At 64.4% G+C, this 19383-nt stretch carries 14 protein-coding genes and 1 pseudogene; 14 read left to right on the top strand and 1 reads right to left on the bottom strand.

All coding sequences use genetic code 11. The annotated features are described in order from the left end of the window. Positions 1–26 precede the first annotated feature (26 nt). The 5 genes from H7687_RS18890 to H7687_RS18870 all read left to right on the top strand — a co-directional run bounded on the left by H7687_RS18890 (position 27) and on the right by H7687_RS18870 (position 8853). On the top strand, positions 27–2477 hold the full coding sequence (locus H7687_RS18890) for a methyl-accepting chemotaxis protein (protein ID WP_183350297.1): 2451 nt from the start codon (positions 27–29) through the stop codon (positions 2475–2477). Between the two features lie 84 nt (positions 2478–2561). Further along, a complete protein-coding gene (locus tag H7687_RS18885; protein WP_183350295.1) occupies positions 2562–3236 on the top strand; it encodes a heavy metal response regulator transcription factor in 675 nt (224 codons plus the stop codon). Beyond that, positions 3214–4653, top strand: a complete 1440-nt coding sequence (locus H7687_RS18880) for a heavy metal sensor histidine kinase (RefSeq protein ID WP_183350293.1) — start codon at positions 3214–3216, stop codon at positions 4651–4653. Before H7687_RS18885 ends, H7687_RS18880 begins: the two co-directional genes overlap by 23 nt. Further along, positions 4640–6853 (top strand): hybrid sensor histidine kinase/response regulator, encoded by a 2214-nt coding sequence (locus H7687_RS18875; protein ID WP_246405006.1) that lies wholly within the window; start codon positions 4640–4642, stop codon positions 6851–6853. Before H7687_RS18880 ends, H7687_RS18875 begins: the two co-directional genes overlap by 14 nt. Positions 6854–6951: 98 nt before the next feature. Then, positions 6952–8853 (top strand): LTA synthase family protein, encoded by a 1902-nt coding sequence (locus H7687_RS18870; protein ID WP_183350291.1) that lies wholly within the window; start codon positions 6952–6954, stop codon positions 8851–8853. A gap of 316 nt (positions 8854–9169) precedes the next feature. On the opposite strand, the pseudogene H7687_RS18865 reads toward H7687_RS18870, so the two are convergent. After that, positions 9170–9912: pseudogene (locus H7687_RS18865) on the bottom strand (glucose 1-dehydrogenase). A 268-nt stretch (positions 9913–10180) separates the two neighbouring features. Between H7687_RS18865 and H7687_RS18860 the strand changes: the two are divergent. The 9 genes from H7687_RS18860 to H7687_RS18820 all read left to right on the top strand — a co-directional run bounded on the left by H7687_RS18860 (position 10181) and on the right by H7687_RS18820 (position 19266). After that, complete coding sequence (locus H7687_RS18860) at positions 10181–10486, top strand: BrnA antitoxin family protein (RefSeq protein WP_246405004.1); 306 nt, start codon at positions 10181–10183, stop codon at positions 10484–10486. A gap of 197 nt (positions 10487–10683) precedes the next feature. Beyond that, on the top strand, positions 10684–11439 hold the full coding sequence (larB, locus tag H7687_RS18855; RefSeq protein WP_183350289.1) for a nickel pincer cofactor biosynthesis protein LarB: 756 nt from the start codon (positions 10684–10686) through the stop codon (positions 11437–11439). Then, positions 11436–12593, top strand: a complete 1158-nt coding sequence (larC, locus tag H7687_RS18850) for a nickel pincer cofactor biosynthesis protein LarC (protein WP_183350287.1) — start codon at positions 11436–11438, stop codon at positions 12591–12593. The genes larB and larC overlap by 4 nt, the downstream gene beginning before the upstream one ends. Then, positions 12590–13039, top strand: coding sequence for a phosphatidylglycerophosphatase A family protein (locus tag H7687_RS18845; RefSeq protein ID WP_183350285.1), 450 nt, complete (start codon positions 12590–12592; stop codon positions 13037–13039). The genes larC and H7687_RS18845 overlap by 4 nt, the downstream gene beginning before the upstream one ends. Then, the gene (locus H7687_RS18840) at positions 13036–14280 is read left to right on the top strand and encodes a competence/damage-inducible protein A (protein WP_183350282.1); all 1245 of its coding nucleotides are present in this window, start codon (positions 13036–13038) and stop codon (positions 14278–14280) included. The genes H7687_RS18845 and H7687_RS18840 overlap by 4 nt, the downstream gene beginning before the upstream one ends. 38 nt (positions 14281–14318) lie before the next feature. Then, positions 14319–16289 carry an ATP-binding protein gene (locus H7687_RS18835; protein WP_183350280.1) on the top strand — a complete coding sequence of 657 codons (1971 nt, stop codon included), beginning with the start codon at positions 14319–14321 and terminating at the stop codon, positions 16287–16289. A 331-nt stretch (positions 16290–16620) separates the two neighbouring features. Then, positions 16621–17637: a recombinase RecA gene (recA, locus tag H7687_RS18830; protein WP_183350278.1), complete on the top strand. Its 1017-nt coding sequence runs from the start codon at positions 16621–16623 to the stop codon at positions 17635–17637. Positions 17638–17640: 3 nt separating this feature from the next. Beyond that, positions 17641–18804: a type IV pilus twitching motility protein PilT gene (locus tag H7687_RS18825; RefSeq protein WP_183350276.1), complete on the top strand. Its 1164-nt coding sequence runs from the start codon at positions 17641–17643 to the stop codon at positions 18802–18804. Then, positions 18805–19266 (top strand): regulatory protein RecX, encoded by a 462-nt coding sequence (locus H7687_RS18820; RefSeq protein ID WP_183350274.1) that lies wholly within the window; start codon positions 18805–18807, stop codon positions 19264–19266. Positions 19267–19383 lie beyond the last annotated feature (117 nt).

Here is a 19383-nt window from a genome sequence, read left to right as displayed (position 1 = left end):
CCAGCGCCACAGATCGGAGCAGAGGCATGACCATCAAGACCAAACTGACCCTGAACGTAGTCACCGTGATCCTCATCGTCGCCGGTGTCGCCATCGCCAGCATCGTCGGCATGCGCTTTGTCGACAGCAAGCTCCAGGATCTCACCCAGCGCAGCACCCCGTTCCAAATGAGAACGGTAGAGTTCCAGCGCGAAATCCAGGAGGCAACGGCCGACCTGATCAAGGCCAGCGCATCCCGAAGCAGCACCGAGTTCGAGGCAGGGAAAACCGAGGCCGAAAAATCGCTCGCCGTGGTGGAAAAGGGCCAGGGTGCGCTGCAGACCCTTTCCGGGGACGTGAGGCTCGAGGCGCACCAGGCGCTGACCAGCATCGCCGGCGAGATCTTCACCGTCACCAGGGGCAAGTTGAAGGCCGAGGAGGACGCGGCCGCGGCCAACAAGGCCATCACCGAGCGTATGCGCGAGGCGACCGCGCGCCTCAAGGAACTGGATGCCAAGATCAAGGGGCTGCAGTCCTCCAGTTCCACCTCTTACAGCAGGTCGGTGACCGAGACCAAGGGGGTCTCGGACCGGGTGCGCAACGTCGAGGCGCTCAAGCTGACCCTGAAGGATTTCCACCTGGGGCTTTTGGAGGTGAGCAAGGCGCAAGGAAAGAAGGCGGTCCTCATCTCGCTGGCCAAGTGCAACTCGGCGATGAACAAGGCGCTGCAAAACGAGCTGGCGAAAAACTCCGGCAGCATCTCAGCCGACCTCAAGTACCTGAACAGCAGGATCGCCCCGTTCGGCAAGGCGCAAGGGGCCGCGGTCGAGCCCGGCGCCACCGACACTTCGGTGCGGGACCAGCTCTTCTCCGAGATCACCCAGAAAATGAACGCGGTGAATTTGGTCCTGGAGCAGGAGGGGGCCATGGCGGCTGACACCCTTGCCTCGGAAAGCCGCAAGCAGTCCTCCTATTTCAACAATTCAACCGTGGCCACCTCGGTGATGGCAGGCAATTCCGAGCTCCTCTCGCTCGGGCTCAAGGTGGACGGGCTCGCCTCGCGCCTGTTCACGGCGGGGAGCGCCAAGGAGGTCGTCGCCATCGAGACCGAGCTGAACGGAATCTTCGGGCGCATCGGCCAGGTGGACGCCCAGCTCGCCAAGTCGCTCGCCAGACTGAACGCGCGGGGCGAGGCGGCGCTGCTGCACCAGGCGGAGGGGGCGCTCTCCGCCATCAAGGGGCTGCTCTTCGTGAAAGACGGCGTGCTCTCCAAGATCCGCAACCGGCTCGACATGGAGGCCAAGGCGGCCGCCGCCATGGGTAAGCTGCGCGAGATCGTCAAGCAACAGGCGGAGAGCGGGCAGAAAACGGTGAGTGTCGCCCAGGTGGACCAGGAAAAGGCGATCACCACCGTGAACAAGATGGTGCGTTTCTCCACGCTGCTCATCGCCGCCATCAGCCTCGGCGCCGTCCTGTTCGGCATCATCTTCGGCATCTGGGTGTACCGCTCCATCTCCAGACCGCTGGCCCAGCTCCTCTCGGTATCGCAGGCGGTGGCCAAGGGGGATCTTGCCGTGCACATCGACAGCAAGAGCGGCGACGAGGTGGGCAAGGTGCAGTTCGCCATGGGGGAAATGGTCGACAACCTCAGGGGAATGGTGGGCAAGATCAAGGACGCCACCCAAAGCCTGGCCAGCAGTTCCGAGGAGCTCTCGGCGACGGCGGTGGCCCTGGAGCAGGGGGCCGAAGAGCAGACCGCCCGCATCGACCAGTCCGCGACCGCCATGACCGAGATGACCCAGACCACCATCGAGGTGGCCAGAAACTCCAGCGACACCTCGGATGCGGCCACCAGGATGAAGGAGATCGCCGAACGCGGCAAGCACGCCATGACGGAAACGGCCCGGGAGTTGGACCGCTTCGCCGAGTCGGTACAGCAGGCGGCCCAGAAGGTGGAGTCGCTGGGCAAACAGTCCGAGGAGATCTCCGACGTGGTCACCCTGATCAACGACATCGCCAACCAGACCAACCTCTTGGCCCTGAACGCGGCCATCGAGGCGGCCCGGGCCGGCGAGCAGGGACGCGGCTTCGCCGTGGTCGCCGACAACGTGCGGGAGCTGGCCGAGCGGACCGGCACCGCGACCCAGGAGATTGCGCAGACCGTCAAGACCATGCAGAACAGCGTCCGCTCCTCGGTCGACTACATGCATGAAGAAAGGGAGTCGGTGCAGAAGGTCCAGGGGCAGGTGCAGCAGACCCTGGTGGCCATCGGCGAGATCGTGAGCTACGTGGAACAGGTGGCGGACATGGTGCAAAGGATCGCGGTGGCCGCCGAGGAGCAGTCCTCCACCAGCAGCGAGGTGTCCCAGAACATGGAGGGGGTGCACGAGATCGCCAGGGAGCTCAGAAGCTCCTTCACCGACATCAGGCACTCCTCGGGGGGGCTGTCCCAGCTCGCCACCGAGCTCAACGGCATGGTGGGGTGGTTCAGGGTCTAGGCACTCTTTTTTATTATAGTTATCGCGTCCGGCACTCCAATGATATATACTCTTGCGGGTAATTCATGAGCAGTGGGGAGTCGGATGCGCATCCTGATCATCGAAGACGAGCACAAGGCCGCCAACTACCTGAAAAAGGGGCTCACCGAGAACGGCTTCAGCGTCGACATCGCCAACGACGGCGAGGACGGCCTGCACCTGGCAGTGACCGAGCAGTACGACCTGATCATCCTCGACGTGATGCTCCCCATCAAGGGGGGGTGGGCCATCATCCAGGAGCTCAGGGAGGCCGGCAAGGACGTCCCGGTGATCTTCCTGTCGGCGCGCGACTCCGTGCACGACCGGGTGCACGGCCTGGAGCTAGGCGCCGACGATTACCTGGTGAAGCCGTACGCCTTCTCGGAGCTTTTGGCCCGCATCAGGATCATCCTGCGCCGGCACCCGCTGCAGCAGACCGAACTGCTCAAGATGGCGGACCTGGAACTGGACCTGGTCCGGCACAAGGCCAGGCGCGGCGGCCAGACCCTCGACCTCACCGTCAAGGAGTTTCAGCTGCTGGCGCTGATGCTCAGGCGCCGCGGCGAGGTCCTCTCCCGCACCACCATCTCCGAGCAGGTCTGGGGCATCAACTTCGACAGCGACACCAACGTTGTGGACGTCGCCATCAGGAGGTTGAGGAAAAAGGTGGACGACCCGTTTGCCCTGAAGCTCATCCACACCATCCGGGGGGTCGGCTATGTCATCGACGAAGCGGCCTGACCGTCCCCGCTCCAGCTCCATCACGGCCCGGCTGGTGGGTTTCTACCTGGTCGCCACCCTGCTCATCCTCCTTTGCACCAACTGGTTCCAATTCAAAGCCCTTTACAAAGACCTCGACTTCGAGGACAACGACTTCCTGGTGGAGCGGATCGGGACGCTCAGGGACATCATCGCCCGCCACCCCGACGCCCTGCGCGACCAGATCCCGGTGAACAAGCCGGGGCAGCCCAACCGCCACCTGGTGCGGGTCCAGGATGCCGTGGGGAGTACGCTCATGCAGTCCCCGGAGATGGCGGGACTGGCAGTCGACCTGTTCCCCCCGGCGGTGACCAGCGCCGAGAAGATCGGCCGCGGCCGCAAGTACCGCGCCCCGGACAAAAGGCACTACCTGCTCAACGCCGCCTGGGCGGAGCGGGGGGGCAACCCCCACTACCGGCTGATCCAGGTCGCGCTGGAGATCACCGACGAAGACGCGCTGATGTCGAAGTACCTGATCCGCACCGCGGCCGCGGTGGTGACCGGCCTGCTGCTGGCGGCACTCCTGGGAGTGGCGATCACGCGACGGGGATTGCGGCCGCTGCAGGAGATGGCGGACAAGGTGGCGCACATCACCGAGGCGGACCTGCACCAGCGCGTCGGGACGGCCAACTGGCCGCGCGAGCTGAACCAGCTCACCGTGGCGCTGGACGCCATGCTGGGGCGGCTGGAGGAATCCTTCGGCCGGCTTTCCGAATTTTCCGCCAACCTCGCCCACGAGCTGCGCACGCCGATCAACAACCTGCGCGGGGAGGCCGAGGTCGCGCTCTCCCGGGCGCGTTCGGAGGAGGAGTACCGCCGCATCATCGAGTCCGCCATCGAGGAATACGAGCGCCTGTCCCGCATGGTGGGGGACATCCTGTTCCTGGCGCGCCCGGACCGGGCCTACCAGCCGGTCCTGATCGACGCGAGGGCCGAGGTGGAGCGGCTGGCGGAGTACTACGGCAATTTGGCCGAGGAGCAGCACACGGCGATCGTGATCGAAGGGGACGGAGAGGTGAGCGTCGACCCCAACCTGTTCCAGCGCGCCGTGGGCAACCTCATCTCCAACGCGCTGCACTACGGCTCCCGCTTCGGGGAGATCCGGGTCAAGCTGCGCGGGACCGACGACGGGGGCCTGGAGATTGCCGTCGAGGACGACGGCATGGGGGTGGACCCGGCCGAGCTGCCGCGCGTGTTCGACCGGTTCTACCGCTCGCCGCAGGCCCGCCAGATCTACAACCAGGGGAGCGGACTGGGCCTTGCCATCGTGCGCTCGATCATGAACCTTCACGGCGGCACCGCCTCGGTAGCCAGCCGCCCCGGCGCGGGGACCGTGGTGACCCTGCGCTTTCCGGCACCGCCAGACGGGGACACAGGAGCATCCGTTGCCGAAACATGACCATCAACCTGCCGACGCCGCATCCTCCGGGCCGCTGATCCAGAACCAGACGGTACGCATCGTCGCGATCTACGCCATCTTCGGGCTGGCCTGGATCTACGGTTCCGACCACATCATCGACCTGCTCATCGAGGACAAGGGGACGCTGCTGCAGATTGCCGTCGCCAAGGGGTTCGTCTTCATCCTCTGCACGGCGACCCTGCTGTACGTCCTGATCAACCGCCTGCTGGGGCAGTTGGCCGAGGCGGACCGCGGGCGCCTGGAGAGCCTGGAAAATCTGAGCCAGAAGAACGCCCAGCTGCGCCTGTTCTTCGAGGCGGCCCCCGCTTCCCTGGCCATGTTCGACCGCGACATGCGTTACATCGAGGTGAGCCGCCGCTGGCTTGCCATGTACGGCCTGGGGGATCGCGACATCCTGGGGCTGTCGCACTACCAGGTCTTCCCGGAGATTCCCGAACAGTGGAAGGAGTGCCACCGCCGTGGTCTGGCCGGGGAAACTCTCCGGGCGGAGGTGGACCAGTTCCTGCGCGCCGACGGCTCGGTCCAGTACGTACGGTGGGAAATCCGCCCCTGGTACCAGGCTGCGGGAGAGGTCGGCGGCATCGTCATCTTCACCGAAGACATCACCGACAGGATAAGGTTCGAGAAAGCGCTGGAGGCCAACGAGCGTTTCCTGCGCCTGTTGACCGACCACCTGCCGGGACTGGTGGGATACTGGAACGCGAACCTGACCTGCGGCTTCGCCAACAGGCCCTACCGCGAGTGGTTCGGCAAGAATTCGGACGAGATCATCGGCACGACCATGCGCGAGCTCCTGGGGGAGGAGCTTTTCATCCAGAATGAGCCGCACGTGCGCGCGGTCCTGGCGGGAGAGCCGCAGCAGTTCCAAAGGACCCTGGTGAAGCGCGACGGCGGGACCGCCCACGTCTGGTCCCACTACATTCCCGACGTCGTGGACGGCTCCGTGCGCGGCTTCTACGTGCTAGTGTCCGACGTCACCGAGTTGAAACGGGGCGAGGTGGAAAGGCAGCGGCTGGAGCACCAACTGCAGCAGGCCCAGAAGATGGAGTCGGTGGGGCGGCTGGCGGGGGGTGTCGCGCACGACTTCAACAACCTGCTCACCGTGATCATGGGGCTGGCCCAGTTGGGGATGCGGGAACTGGAACCGGGACACCCGATGCTGGTGAGGCTGGAGGGAATCCGGCAGGCCGCGGAGAAGTCTGCCGCGCTCACCAGCCAGCTTTTGGGCTTTGCCCGCAAGCAGACCATCGCGCCCAAGGTGCTCAACCTGAACGGCGCGGTGGAAGAGATGCTGAAGATGCTCAAGCGCCTGGTGGGAGAGGACATCGACCTCGCCTGGAACCCGGGCAAAAACCTCTGGGACGTCTGCATGGACCCCTCGCAGCTGGACCAGATTCTGGCCAACCTCTGCGTCAACGCGCGCGACGCCATCGCCGATGTCGGCAAGATCACCATCGAGACCGGCAACGTCTCCTTCGACGCCGAGTACTGCAACGCGCACTTCGACTTCGTCCCGGGCGACTATGTCCTGCTGGCGGTGAGCGACGACGGCTGCGGCATGGACCACGAGACCATGGCGCAGATCTTCGAGCCCTTCTTCTCGACCAAGGAGATCGGGCGCGGGACCGGGCTGGGGCTCGCCACCGTGTACGGCATCGTGAAGCAGAACAACGGCTTCATCAATACCTACAGCGAGCCGGGAAAAGGGACCACCTTCAAGATTTACCTGCCGCGTCACGCCGAGCAGGGGGGCCGGGCGGTGCCCGAAGCCGCCGCGGCGCCGGTCCACGGCGGCAGCGAGACCATCCTGCTGGTCGAGGACGAACCGAGCATCCTGGACGTCACCGTGTCCCTGTTGGCCCTGCAGGGCTACCATGTGCTGCCGGCATCGAAACCGGGGGATGCGCTGAAGGTCGCGCAGGAGTACGGCAACAGGATCGACCTGGTGATCACGGACGTGGTGATGCCGGAGATGAACGGCAGGGAGCTGGTGCGCAGGGTGCTCCCCTTCTGCCCCGGGGTCAAATGCCTCTACATGTCGGGCTATACCGCCAACGTCATCGCACACCACGGCGTGCTGGACCAGGGGGTGAACTTCATCTCCAAACCGTTCACCAGCACCGACCTGGCGGCAAAGGTGCGTGCCGTGCTCGACACCAAAGGTGGAGAACTGGTCTAGCCACATGACAAAAATGTCATCTTTCTGCAATGCAACGGCAAGGAGAACTCCCATACTATAGGCGTTGCTTTGCACTAGAACACAAAAGAGGTTAACCTATGCCGCAACGACGACTGGGTCTGGTCGCCTTCGTCTCCTGTACCTTCCTCGCAGTCAGCACCGCCATCCGGATCATGCTGGCGGCCGCCACCCCGAAAGGGGCCGGCCTCAAACTCTCGCTGCTGCTAAAGGCCGCTGCCGCCGGCGTCTACTTCGACCTGGCCACGCTCGCCTACGCCATCGTGCCGCTGGCGCTCTACCTGATCCTGGTCCCGCGCCGGGTGGCCACGCACCGCTGGCACATCTGGCTGGTCCGGTTCTTCTTCGCCCTGTTCGTCGGCGTGCTGATCTTCGACATCTGCGCCGAGTTCATCTTCTTCGACGAGTTCGGCACCCGCTTCAACTTCATCGCCATCGATTACCTGGTCTATACCCAGGAGGTGGTCGGCAACATCCGCGAGTCCTATCCCCTTTCCGCCATCTTCTCCGGGATCGGAGCCGTCGCGGCGGCGGTGTGCTGGGTGCTGAGAAAGCCGCTGGCCCGCGGGGCGGAGCTGACCTTCAACGGCCCCTACCACCGCACCGGTTTCCTGCTCCTGCTCCCCGTGGTCCTCTCCTACGGCGTGGTCAACATCTCCCAGTCCGCCATCTCCAGGAACAACTACGCCAACGAGATCGCCGGCAACGGGGTCTACAACCTGTTCGCCGCCTTCATCAACAACGAGCTCCCCTTCACCAGGTTCTACCGCACCCTGCCGCAGAACCAGGTCAACGCGCGGCTGAGGACCCTGGTGGCGGAGAGGAACAACAGCTTCGTCGATCCCAAGTCCGAGCGTTTCACCCGCGCCATCCGCGCCGAGGGCCCCGAAAAGCACCTCAACCTGGTGGTGGTGGTCGAGGAGAGCCTGTCGGCCGAGTACCTGGGCACCTTCGACAACAAGAAGGGGCTGACCCCGAACCTGGACCGCCTGGCCTCCCAGTCGCTTTTGTTCACCAACCTCTACGCCAACGGCACCCGCACCGTGCGCGGTCTCGAAGCCCTCACCCTCTCGGTCCCGCCGCTGCCGGGCACCTCGATCGTGAAGCGCCCCAACAACGGCGGCTTCCGCTCCTGGGGCGAGATCATGAACGCGAAAGGGTACCAGTCCAAGTACATCTATGCCGGTCACGGCTACTTCGACAACATGAACGCCTTCTTCTCGGCCAACGGCTACTCCATCGTGGACCGCACCGACTTCGCCAAGGACGAAATCACCTTCGCCAATGTATGGGGCGTCTGCGACGAGGACCTGTTCCGCAAGGTGATCAAGGAGGGGGACAAGTCCTTCGCCGCCCGCAAGCCGTTCTTCTCCATGGTGATGACCACCTCCAACCACCGCCCCTTCACCTACCCGGCGGGAAGGATCGACATTCCGCCCAAGAAAGGGCGTAACGGCGGGGTGAAGTACGCCGACTACGCCATCGGCAGGCTGATCGCCGAGGCGAGCAGCAAGCCCTGGTTCAAGGACACCATCTTCGTCATCGTCGCCGACCACTGCGCCGGCAGCGCCGGCAAGACCGACATCCCGATCAAGAAGTACGAGATCCCGCTCCTGGTCTACTCACCGGCGCACATCAAGCCGGCCCGGGTCGAGAAGATGATGAGCCAGATCGACGTCGCCCCCACCGTGCTGGGCCTGATGAACATGAGCTACCAGAGCGACTTCCTGGGACGCGACGTGTTCAAGGAATCGGGGCAGGCCCCGCGCGCCTTCATCTCGACCTACCAGAAGCTGGGCTATTTAACCGAGAACGAGCTCCTGGTGCTGGGGCCGAGGCAGTACGCGGCACAGTACAAGGTGAACCGAAAGACCGGCGACGCCAAGAGCGAGCCGGTGACCGACGCCATGCTGACCGACATGCTCGCCTACTACCAGGGCGCGGACTACCTGTACCAGCACAGGTTGAACCGGATCAGGTAGGGACGGAAAGAACAAGCTGCGGCGCAGAGCCGCTACAACGACAAACGGGACGCAGCCGAAGGGGCAGCGTCCCGTTTTATTTAGGGGGGGTAGCAGAAGGGACGGGCTCCGATAGGTGCCTGTCCCTCTAGCGGGACGCTCCATTCCGCCCGCCCAGCTATTCCCTGGGTCCCAAGCTCCAGCTTGGGACCCCCATATGGTGCAAAGCTCCAGCTATGTATCCTAGGAAGCTGGAGCTTCTGAAAGGCTTTGCGTTCCCAAGGTGGACCTTGGGAACGAGATCAATCCCCATCCCCTCTCCCCCCGGGGAATGACGCTACTCCTCGTAGATCATCTTGCGCGTCATGCCGCCGTCGACCACGAAGTTCTGTCCGGTGATGAAGCCGGCGCGCGGCGAGGCGAGATAGAGCACCAGTTCGGCGATGTCCTCCGGCCGGCCGACCCGCCCCACCGGATGCTGCTCGTGGTCTACCGGCCGCAACTCAGCCTCGGCGCCGTTGTGGATCCATCCGGGGCTCACGCAGTTGACCCGGACCTCCGGCCCAAGGCTCATGGAGAGGGCATGGGTGAGCGCCCTCCTTTGCTGGCGGAGTAGGCCTCGGTATCCGCTTCCGACTGCAGCGCCCGGGTGGACGCGATGTTGACGATGCTGCCGCGGCTTTCCTTGAGGTGCGGGGCCGCGTGCTTGGTGCAGAGGAACACGCCGGTCAGGTTGGTGCCGATGACGCGGTTCCATTCGGCAAGCGCCAGCTCGTGTACCGGCGCCGCGTGGGCCCGGGCCCGCGCCGCGTTGTTCACCAAGAGGTCCAGCCGCCCGAAACGCGCCAGCGCCTGGTCGATAAGCGCCTGCACCGGCTGCTCGTCGGCGACGTCAGTCTGAACGGCAAGGACCGCGTCCGGCGCATCGAGCATTGCCGCCGTCTCGGCAAGTGCCGCGCCTTCTATGTCAGCCAGCACCACCGCGTACCCTTCCGCCAGCAGTCGCTGCGCAATCCCCCTCCCGATCCCGCGTGCGGCTCCAGTTACCAGCGCCACCAGCTTCGGTTCCCTTTGTGCCATCTGCAACCTCCGCTTGCCAAGTTCAGCAACAGGCTCCAAACGTACAACAGCGATGGCTTGTTCGCAATAAAAGGTTCCTACAAAGACAAATCCCCCCTGCCCCCCCTTCGAAAAAGGGGGGAACGTAGTGGCTCGTGCAATTCTTCGAAAGCACATCACGCTCACTGCACGGTATTTCCGTGGGGCTCACTGTGCTCCACCAGCTTGACCGTACACGCAAACCTCCCTACAATGACGGAGTCAAGCACCTTCCAAGAGGCCAACGAACGTGAAAAAGCAAAGTTTGAAACCGTCATCGCAAACCGAGTGGGACAAGGTCGATGCCATGAAGGATGACGAAATCGACTACTCGGACCTGCCGGAACTGGGGGACGATTTTTTCGAGAAGGCGAGCTTTGTCCCCGCCAAGCAAACTATTACCATACGCCTGGATTCCGACGTGGTGACCTGGCTGAAAGAAGCGGGCAAAGGGTATCAGACCAGGGCCAACAGGATCCTTCGTACGGTTATGGAAGCACAGCGCAAGAAGGGAATGGCCTCCTCTGCCGGCCGAAAGAGATCCGGCACTCCCTAAACCCTCTCAAAGGCCTCCTCTACAGGGAGGCTTTTCCTTTGTACTCCGGCACGTTGCAAAGCAGTGACACAACCCGCCCCGCCGTCTCTCAGAAAATTTCCTGCTCCTGCCAAAAATCGCATTTTTTAGCAGCGAATCCTCCCTTTGTATGTTAGCCTTAATCCCATTTTCCAACCTTCGGAGGCGGCTTCATATTCATGCAAAACAAGGTAATTGAAAAGGTCCTCCAGGAAGTACGTGAGGGGGCACTCGACGTCCCCCAGGCGCTGGAGAGATTGAAGCACCTCCCCTTCGAAGATGTCGGCTGCGCCACCGTCGACCACCACCGTACGCTGCGCCAGGGCTTCCCCGAGGTGATCTTCGGGCAGGGCAAGAGCGTGGCCCAGATGCGCACCATCATCGCGGCACTCCTGGAGAAGGGGGGCAACGTCCTGGCGACGCGGGTCAACGGCGCCAAAGGGGCGAAACTCAAGGAACTCTTCCCGCAGGCCATCTACCACGCCGACGCCCGCGCGCTCACCATCGAACAGCACCCGGTGCAACTGCGCGGCCGGGGCAAGGTGCTGGTGGTCTGCGCCGGGACCTCGGACATCCCGGTGGCGGCCGAGGCGGTCCTCACCGCGCAGATGATGGGCAACGAGGTGGAGAAGGTCTACGACGTTGGGGTGGCCGGTTTGCACCGCCTGCTGGCACGGCGCGGCACCCTGGCGGAAGCGTCGGTGATCATCGTCGTGGCGGGGATGGAAGGGGCGCTCCCGTCGGTCGTGGGCGGCCTGGTGGACAAACCGGTGATCGCGGTGCCGACCTCGGTGGGTTACGGCGCCTCCTTCGGCGGCGTGGCGGCACTGCTCGGTATGCTCAACTCGTGCGCCGCCGGGGTGACGGTGGTGAACATAGACAACGGTTTCGGGGCGGCCTACGCGGCAAGCCTCATGAACAGGATTCACGGATGAAGGTACTGTATTTCGATTGCTTCGCCGGGATCGCAGGCGACATGACCGTGGCCGGCCTGATCGAACTCGGACTCCCGCTGGAGACGCTGCAACAGGAACTTTCCTCGCTGCCGCTGTGCGGCTACACGCTGGAGAGCCGCAAGGTCGAGCGCCACGGCGTCTCCGGTACCTCCTTCAAGGTCACCCTCACCGAAGAGGACCAGCCGCACCGCCACTACTCCGGCATCGCCGCCATGATCGAGAAGTCGGACCTCAAGCCGCGGGTCAAGGAACTCTCCCAGCGCATCTTCCTGAAACTGGCGCAGGCCGAGGCGAGCGTGCACGGCGTGCCCCTGGAGCGCGTGCACTTCCACGAGGTGGGCGCCGTCGACTCCATCGTCGACATCGTCGGCACCGCCATCGGCCTGGACTACCTCGGTATCGACCGGGTCTGCGCATCGGGCCTTCCCTACGGCCACGGCTTCGTCAAGACGGCGCACGGCCTACTTCCCGTCCCGGCGCCCGCCACCGCCAAGCTGATGGAGGGGATCCCGCTCGGCCCCGACGTCGGCCCCGGCGAACGGGTCACACCGACGGGTGCGGCCATCGTCGCGGCACTGGCGGACAGCTTCGGCCCTCCCCCGGTGATGACCGTCGCGGGGACCGGCTACGGCGCCGGAGAAAAGGACTTCCCTGAGCTCCCCAACCTGCTCCGGCTGGTGCTGGGGGAAAGCGCCGAGCACAAAGAGGCCCAGGAGGTGCTGGTCCTCGAAACCCACATCGACGACATGCCGGCCGAGATCTTCGGCTTCCTCATGGAACGCCTCATGGAGGCGGGGGCGCTGGACGTCGCCTTCTCGCCGCTGCAGATGAAGAAAAACCGCCCCGGCACCAGGCTCACCGTGATCGCCAAGCCGGGCGACCTGGAGCCACTCTCCGGCCTGATCCTCTCGGAATCGAGCGCCATCGGCCTGCGCTACTACCCGGCCGGCCGCATCACCCTCCCCCGCTCCTGCGAGACGCGGACTACCTCGCTGGGCGAGGTGCGGGTCAAGGTGCTGGGCAACGGGCGGGTGACGCCGGAGTACGATTCCTGCCGTGACATCGCCCTCAGGAAGGGGATGCCGCTGGTCGAGGTGTACCGGACCGTGGAGAGGGAGTGCGGCAAGGGATGAAAAAGTTCGTGATCATTTCCGCCACCTGGTTCGGCACCGGATTTTCACCCTTCGCCTCGGGAACGGTCGGGACGGTCGGCGCCATCCCGTTCTTCCTGCTCCTTTCGGGCATGCCGCTGTGGCTCTACCTGCTCACCACGGTCGCCTTCACGCTGTTCGCCTGCTGGAGCGCGGGGTTTGGCGAAGAGCTCTGGGGCGAGCACGACTCGGGCAAGATCGTCATCGACGAGGTCGCCGGCTACCTGGTGACCATGACCGCGGTCCCGGTGACCTGGCAGGGGGTCCTGGCGGGCTTCATCATGTTCCGCATCTTCGACATCCTGAAACCGCAGCCGGCGCGCTGGTTCGACCGCTCGCTGAAAAACGGCTACGGCGTGGTGCTGGACGACATCGTCGCCGGCATCTACGCCTGCGCCGCCACCCACCTGTTGCTGAGGCTTCTGTGAGAGTCGCCATCCTCTCCATAGGGGACGAACTGCTCACCGGCGAGGTGACCGACACCAACGCGAGCCACATCGCGGGGCGGATCTACGACTGCGGCGCGCGCGTCTTCCGGCACCTGACCGTCCCGGACGACGAGGAGGCGATCGCGCAGGCCCTCACCGAACTGGGCGCGGCGAGCGATGCCGTCATCGTCACCGGCGGGCTCGGCCCCACCCCCGACGACTACACCGCCCAGGCCGCGGCACGGGCGGCGGGAGTCGAACTGGAGTTGTCGCAGACGGCGCTGGACCACCTGGCCGAGTTCGAAAAGAGGATCGCCAAGCCGCTGCACCCGGCCAACCGGCGCCAGGCGCTTTTCCCCAGAGGATCCCGGCTCATCCCCAACCCGCTGGGAACCGCCTGCGGCTTCGTGATCGCCCTCGGCCAGGCCGAACTCTTCTTTCTCCCCGGCGTCCCGTACGAGATGGAGCGAATGCTGGCGGATACGGTGCTCCCGGAGCTTTCCAAGCGGCTCCCCGCTCCCTGGCGCCGCATCACGCTGAAGGTGTTCGGCATCCCGGAGGCGGCCATCGCCGAGCGGCTGAAGGGGGCCTTCCCGGCGGACGCCCCCGTGCAACTCGCCTACTGCGTGAAGTACCCCGAGATCCACGTGATCCTGCGCGCGGCGGCCAAGAACGGGAAGTTCCTGGAACAGGCGGCCGCCGAGGTGAGAACGAGGCTGGCGCCGTACCTCTTCGCCGAGGACGACGACAGCATGGACGACGTGCTGGCGCGGCTGTTCCGGGAGAGCGGGCTCACCCTGGCACTGGCCGAGTCCTGCACCGGCGGCATGATCGCCGCGCGCATCACCGACATGGCCGGCAGCTCCGCCTACTTCCTGGAAGGGAACGTGACCTACAGCAACGCCGCCAAGAGCCGGATGATCGCGGTCCCGCCGGAACTGATCGAGCGCCACGGGGCGGTCAGCGCCGAGGTCGCCCGCGCCATGGCCGAGGGCGCCCGCAAGGCATGCGCAAGCGACCTGGCCCTCTCGGTGACCGGCATCGCCGGGCCGGACGGCGGCACGCCGGAAAAACCGGTGGGCACCGTGTACGTCGCCCTGGCCGACGCCGGGTCGTGCCGGGTGGAACGCTGCAATTTCCAGGGAGACCGGGCCCGGGTCCGCTCCATAACCTGCTTTACCGCGCTGAACTGGCTGCGCGAATACCTCCTCACCCGCCATGGAGCAGCGGTCCCCGACTGACGGGGCCATAACTAGATGCTGGTACAGGGGAAACGACCTTGCACTTTGCGCCGCTGTTACTCATTGTCGCCTGCGAACTGCTGCTCCTTCTGATCGAGCAGTACACGCCGCTGCCCGGATGGCTGCACTTTGGCGTGTCTGTTTCGCTGGCGGCGGTGCTGCTATGCTTCGTGGCGCTCTTCAAGCAGCGCGAGGCCACCATGGTGGATGGCCTGCGGCGCGAGATCGGGGAGATGCAGCAGGAGGCGGCCAAGAGCGCGCGGCGTTACAAGAGCCTGCTGGAAGGGGCCGGCAACGCCATCTTCATCTTCAAGGTCGACACCGCCGAACTCGAGGAGGAAAACCGGCTTGGGCGCGAGCTGTTCGGCTTCACCAAGGACGAGCTGTCCACCATGGTGGTGCGCGACCTGCTCGATCCCAGCGAGCACGAGCGGCTGCGCACGTTCCTGTACCAGTTGGTGCGCAACGGCAAGGCCGACTGGGACGAGGTGCAACTCAAACGCAAGGACGGTTCCTCCTTCCTGGGCGAGATCAACGCGCGGCTCATCGACCTCGGCGACGAGCAGGTGGCCCACTGCCTGCTGCGCGACATCACCGACAAGCGCCGCACCGAGCGGGAGATCTGGCAGAGAAACCGCGAGCTCTCCATCCTCAACAACATGCTGACCAGCATGAACCTCGGCAAGGACCTGAAGACGGTGCAGGAAGGGACCCTGCGCCAGCTGATGGAGCTGCTCCAGGCCGAAGGTGGCACCCTCCACCTCTTCACCCCCGACACCTCCTCCCCTACCCTGTGCGCCTCGCAACACGCCTCACCCGAACTGGAACAGGTGCTGGGGGAAACCCTGAACAGCCCCGACGGCTTGCGCGATGTATGCGTCGTCCCCTTGGGCAGCGCCGGCGCAGGATGGGGCAGCCTCACCTCCATCCCGGTCAGCTCTCAGGAGCGCCTGCTCGGAGTGATTCACCTCATCCACCGCGTGCCCCACAGCTATACCCTGGAAGAGATGCGCTTCCTGGAGACGGTCGGCAAGCAGATGGGCAACCTCATCGAGCAGGTCAGGCTGTTCACCGAGCTCACCTGGAAGAGCGAGGAACTGCTGCGCTCGCACCGGCTGCTGGAAAAGAGCAGCCACAGCCTCTCCGTCTCCGAAACCAAGCTGAAGCAGAACCTGGCCCTGGTGGAGCGGGCGCACCTGGAGCAGGTCCGGCTGGACCGGATGAAGAACCAGTTCCTGGGCATGGTCTCCCACGAGTTCAACACCCCGCTTACCAGCATCATTTCCGGTGTGGATCACCTGCTGCAGCAGGGATGGAATTCGCAGGAGGACGCCTGCCGGGTCCTGGAGATGGTGCGCGACGGCGGGCTCAGGTTGAAGGCCCTCGTCGCGGACCTCTTGAAGCTGATCCGGCTGGAGGCGCGCCGGGAAGGGCTGGAGACCTCCGCCATCCACCTGAGGATGCTGCTGGAAAACCTCCTGGACCAGCTCCAGCCCCTGTTCGAGGAACGGGGCCAGGTGGTGACGCTGCGCGACCTGGATCATCTCCCCTTCTTCCAGGGGGACTGCGGCTACCTGGAGCGGGTCTTCTACGAGCTCCTTTTAAACGCCATCCGCTTCAGCCCCGAGGGGGGCGAGATCGTGGTGAACGGCCGGGTGGTGCAGCAAGAGGACCTGCACCAGCGCGCCCACACGCTCACGCGCTTCAACCCCGATTTCCTCAGGCGCTGCGGCGAGCGCTGCTACCTGGAAGTCGAGGTGCGCGACTGCGGCATCGGCATTCCGCTGCAGGAGCAGCAGGGGATCTTCGAGATCTTCTACGAGGTGGGCGAGATCAGGCACCATTCCAGCGGCAGGCGCCAGGGCAAGGGCGCCGGGCTGGGGCTGGCCATCGTCAAGGGGATGGTCGAGGCCCACGGCGGCATGGTCTGGGTGGAAAGCAGCGAGGGAAGTTCCTTCTTCCTGGTGCTGCCACTGGAGCAGGAGGCGATCCAGCCGGCGCTTTTCTAACGGCCGTTCAACGTTCAACGTTCGACGTTAACCCCGATCATTCGAAGTGGCGCGGGTGCCGTAGCAGCCCCGTTAATCAGGCAACAGTCGAACCTCACACCTTGAACGTTGAACCTTGAACGGCTTCCGCCTCTCCCGAAGTGGCACGGGAGCCGTAGCAGTGCGTATTCATCGGGCGACGGTCAAATCTTGAACGTTGAACGTTGAACATCGAACGTTTTTCCGTTTTGAACATTGAACGTTGAACCTTGAACGGTTTTTATGTTATGTGTGATTGGTTCCGGAACCAGACCCAAAATAGCGCCTGACAAGGCTAAGGAGATATAAAACGATGCTCGATAAGGAAAAAGCGGAAAAAGCCCTCGACCTGGCCATGAGCCAGATCGAGAAACAGTTCGGCAAAGGGGCCATCATGAGGCTGGGCAACGAGGAGGCGCTGCCGGACGTGGCGGCCATCCCGACCGGCTCCCTCTCCCTGGACCTGGCTCTCGGCGTGGGGGGCGTACCCCGCGGCCGCGTCATCGAGATCTTCGGACCGGAATCCTCCGGTAAAACCACCCTCGCCCTGCACGTAATCGCCGAGGCCCAGAAACTGGGCGGCATCGCGGCCTTCGTCGACGCCGAACACGCCCTCGACATCGGCTACGCCAGGAAGCTCGGCGTCAAGACCGACGACCTGCTGGTCTCCCAACCGGACACCGGCGAGCAGGCGCTCGAGATCGCGGAAACCCTGGTGCGCTCCGGCGCCATCGACGTACTCGTGGTCGACTCCGTCGCCGCCCTGGTCCCGAAAGCGGAGATCGAGGGGGACATGGGCGACTCGCACATGGGCCTGCAGGCGCGCCTCATGTCCCAGGCACTAAGGAAACTGACCGGCATCATCTCCAAGTCCAACTGCTGCGTCATCTTCATCAACCAGATCAGGATGAAGATCGGCGTCATGTTCGGCAACCCGGAGACCACCACCGGCGGCAACGCACTCAAGTTCTACGCCTCGGTGCGCATGGACATCAGGAAGATCGCCGCGCTCAAGCAGGGCAACGACATGATCGGCTCCCGCACCCGCGTCAAGGTGGTCAAGAACAAGGTAGCGCCCCCGTTCAAGGAAGTGGAATTCGACATCCTCTACGGCGAAGGGATCTCCAAGGAAGGGGACGTCCTCGACCTGGCCGTCGAGCGCAACGTGGTCGAGAAGAGCGGCGCCTGGTTCTCCTACGGCAAGGAGCGCATCGGCCAGGGACGCGAAAACTCCCGGCTGTTCCTCAAGGAGCACCCGGAGATCACCGAAGAAATCAGGGCAAAACTCACCGCTCCAGAACAAGACGCCCAAGCACCCGGCGCAGCCTAAACCATGCAACTTAACGAGATCCTCGGCATAGCCATGAAGGCGAAGGGGTCGGATATCCACCTGAAGGCGGGGCTTCCCCCCATCGTCAGGATCGACGGCTCCCTGCGTGCCATTCCCAACGCGGAACGGCTTTCCAGCGAGTCGGTCCGCAACATGGCCTTCTCCATCATGAACGACCGCCAGAAGCGGATCTTCGAGGAGAACTACGAAGTCGACCTCTCCTACGGCGTTCCGGGTCTCGGGCGCTTCCGCGTCAACGCCTTCGCCCAGCGCGGCACGGTGGCCATGGTGCTGCGTGCCATCCCGATCGCCATCCCGACCCTGGAGACGCTGAACCTGCCGCCGGTCCTCAAAAAGCTGGCGCTGGAGCAGCGCGGCCTGATCCTGGTCACCGGCACCACCGGTTCCGGCAAGTCGACCACGCTGGCCTCCATCATCGACTACATCAACGAGCACCGGACCTGCAACATCATCACCATCGAGGACCCGGTCGAGTACCTGCACAAGGACAAGAAGAGCCTGATCAGCCAGCGCGAGGTGGGCTTCGACACGCTCACCTTCGGCAAGGCGCTCACCTCGGCCCTCAGGCAGGACCCGGACGTCATCCTGGTCGGCGAGATGCGCGACTACGAGACCATCGAGACCGCGCTCACCGCGGCCGAGACCGGTCACCTGGTGCTTTCCACCCTGCACACCCTGGACGCCGCCGAGACCATCAACCGTGTCATCTCGGTCTTCCCTCCCTTCCACCAGCGCCAGGTGAGGATGCAGCTGGCCGGCATCCTCAGGGGGGTCATCTCCCAGCGACTGGTGCCGCGCATGGACGGCAAGGGGCGCGTTCCCGCCGTCGAGGTCATGATCGGCACCGCCCGCATCAGGGACTGCATCGACGACAAGGAAAAGACCAAGCAGATTCCGGACGCCATCGCCCAAGGTCACACCAGCTACGGGATGCAGACCTTCGACCAGTCGCTCATGCAGCTTTTGAGCAAGAAGCTGATCACCTACGAAGAAGCCCTGCGCCAGTCCAGCAATCCGGACGACTTCGCGCTCAAGGTTTCCGGCATCTCCTCCACCTCGGATTCCAGCTGGGACAACTTCACCGAGGAACCGGAAGCACCGGCCCAGGAAGGCAACGGTGCGGACCTGGTCATCGAGAAGTACTAGGTGCAGCGCGGAACGGCGCTGGAGTGCTGCCTGCGGGTGCTCACCCTGCGCGACCACTCCGAAGGGGAACTGAGGAAGAAGCTTTCCGGCAAGGGCTACGAGGAGGGCGAGATCGAGGCGGCTGTCGTTCGGATGAAGGAACTCGGCTACCTCGACGACCTGCGCTTCGCCCGCAGTTTCGCCTCTTCCGCACTGAGAAACGGCAAGGGAGTCGGGCCGAGGCTGAAGCTGGAGTTGTCTCGCCGCGGCGTCGCCGGGTCCATCGTCAGCCAGGTGCTGGAGGAGTTGGCACAGGAGTACAGCGAGGCCGAATTGCTGGCGCAGCTGATGGAGCGGCGTTACCCCGGCTTCGATGCCGCCAGCGCTACCGACAAGGAGAAGCGGCGCATCGTCGGGTACCTGCAGAGGAAGGGTTTCTCGCTGGGCGCGATCTTCCGGGAGTTGAAGGCACAGGAGGATTGAAAGGCGGGCAAGGATTGAAGGCGGGCGAATATTTTTTCGCCCCTACAGAACCCATTCCGGGTCCCTGGCACACACCTGTAGGGGCGAATAATCATTCGCCCAGTCCATCCCCTCGCC

The organism is Geomonas paludis (genome assembly GCF_014193585.1).
Taxonomy (GTDB): Bacteria; Desulfobacterota; Desulfuromonadia; order Geobacterales; family Geobacteraceae; genus Geomonas; species Geomonas paludis.
This window is presented reverse-complemented; position numbering and strand designations above follow the sequence as displayed.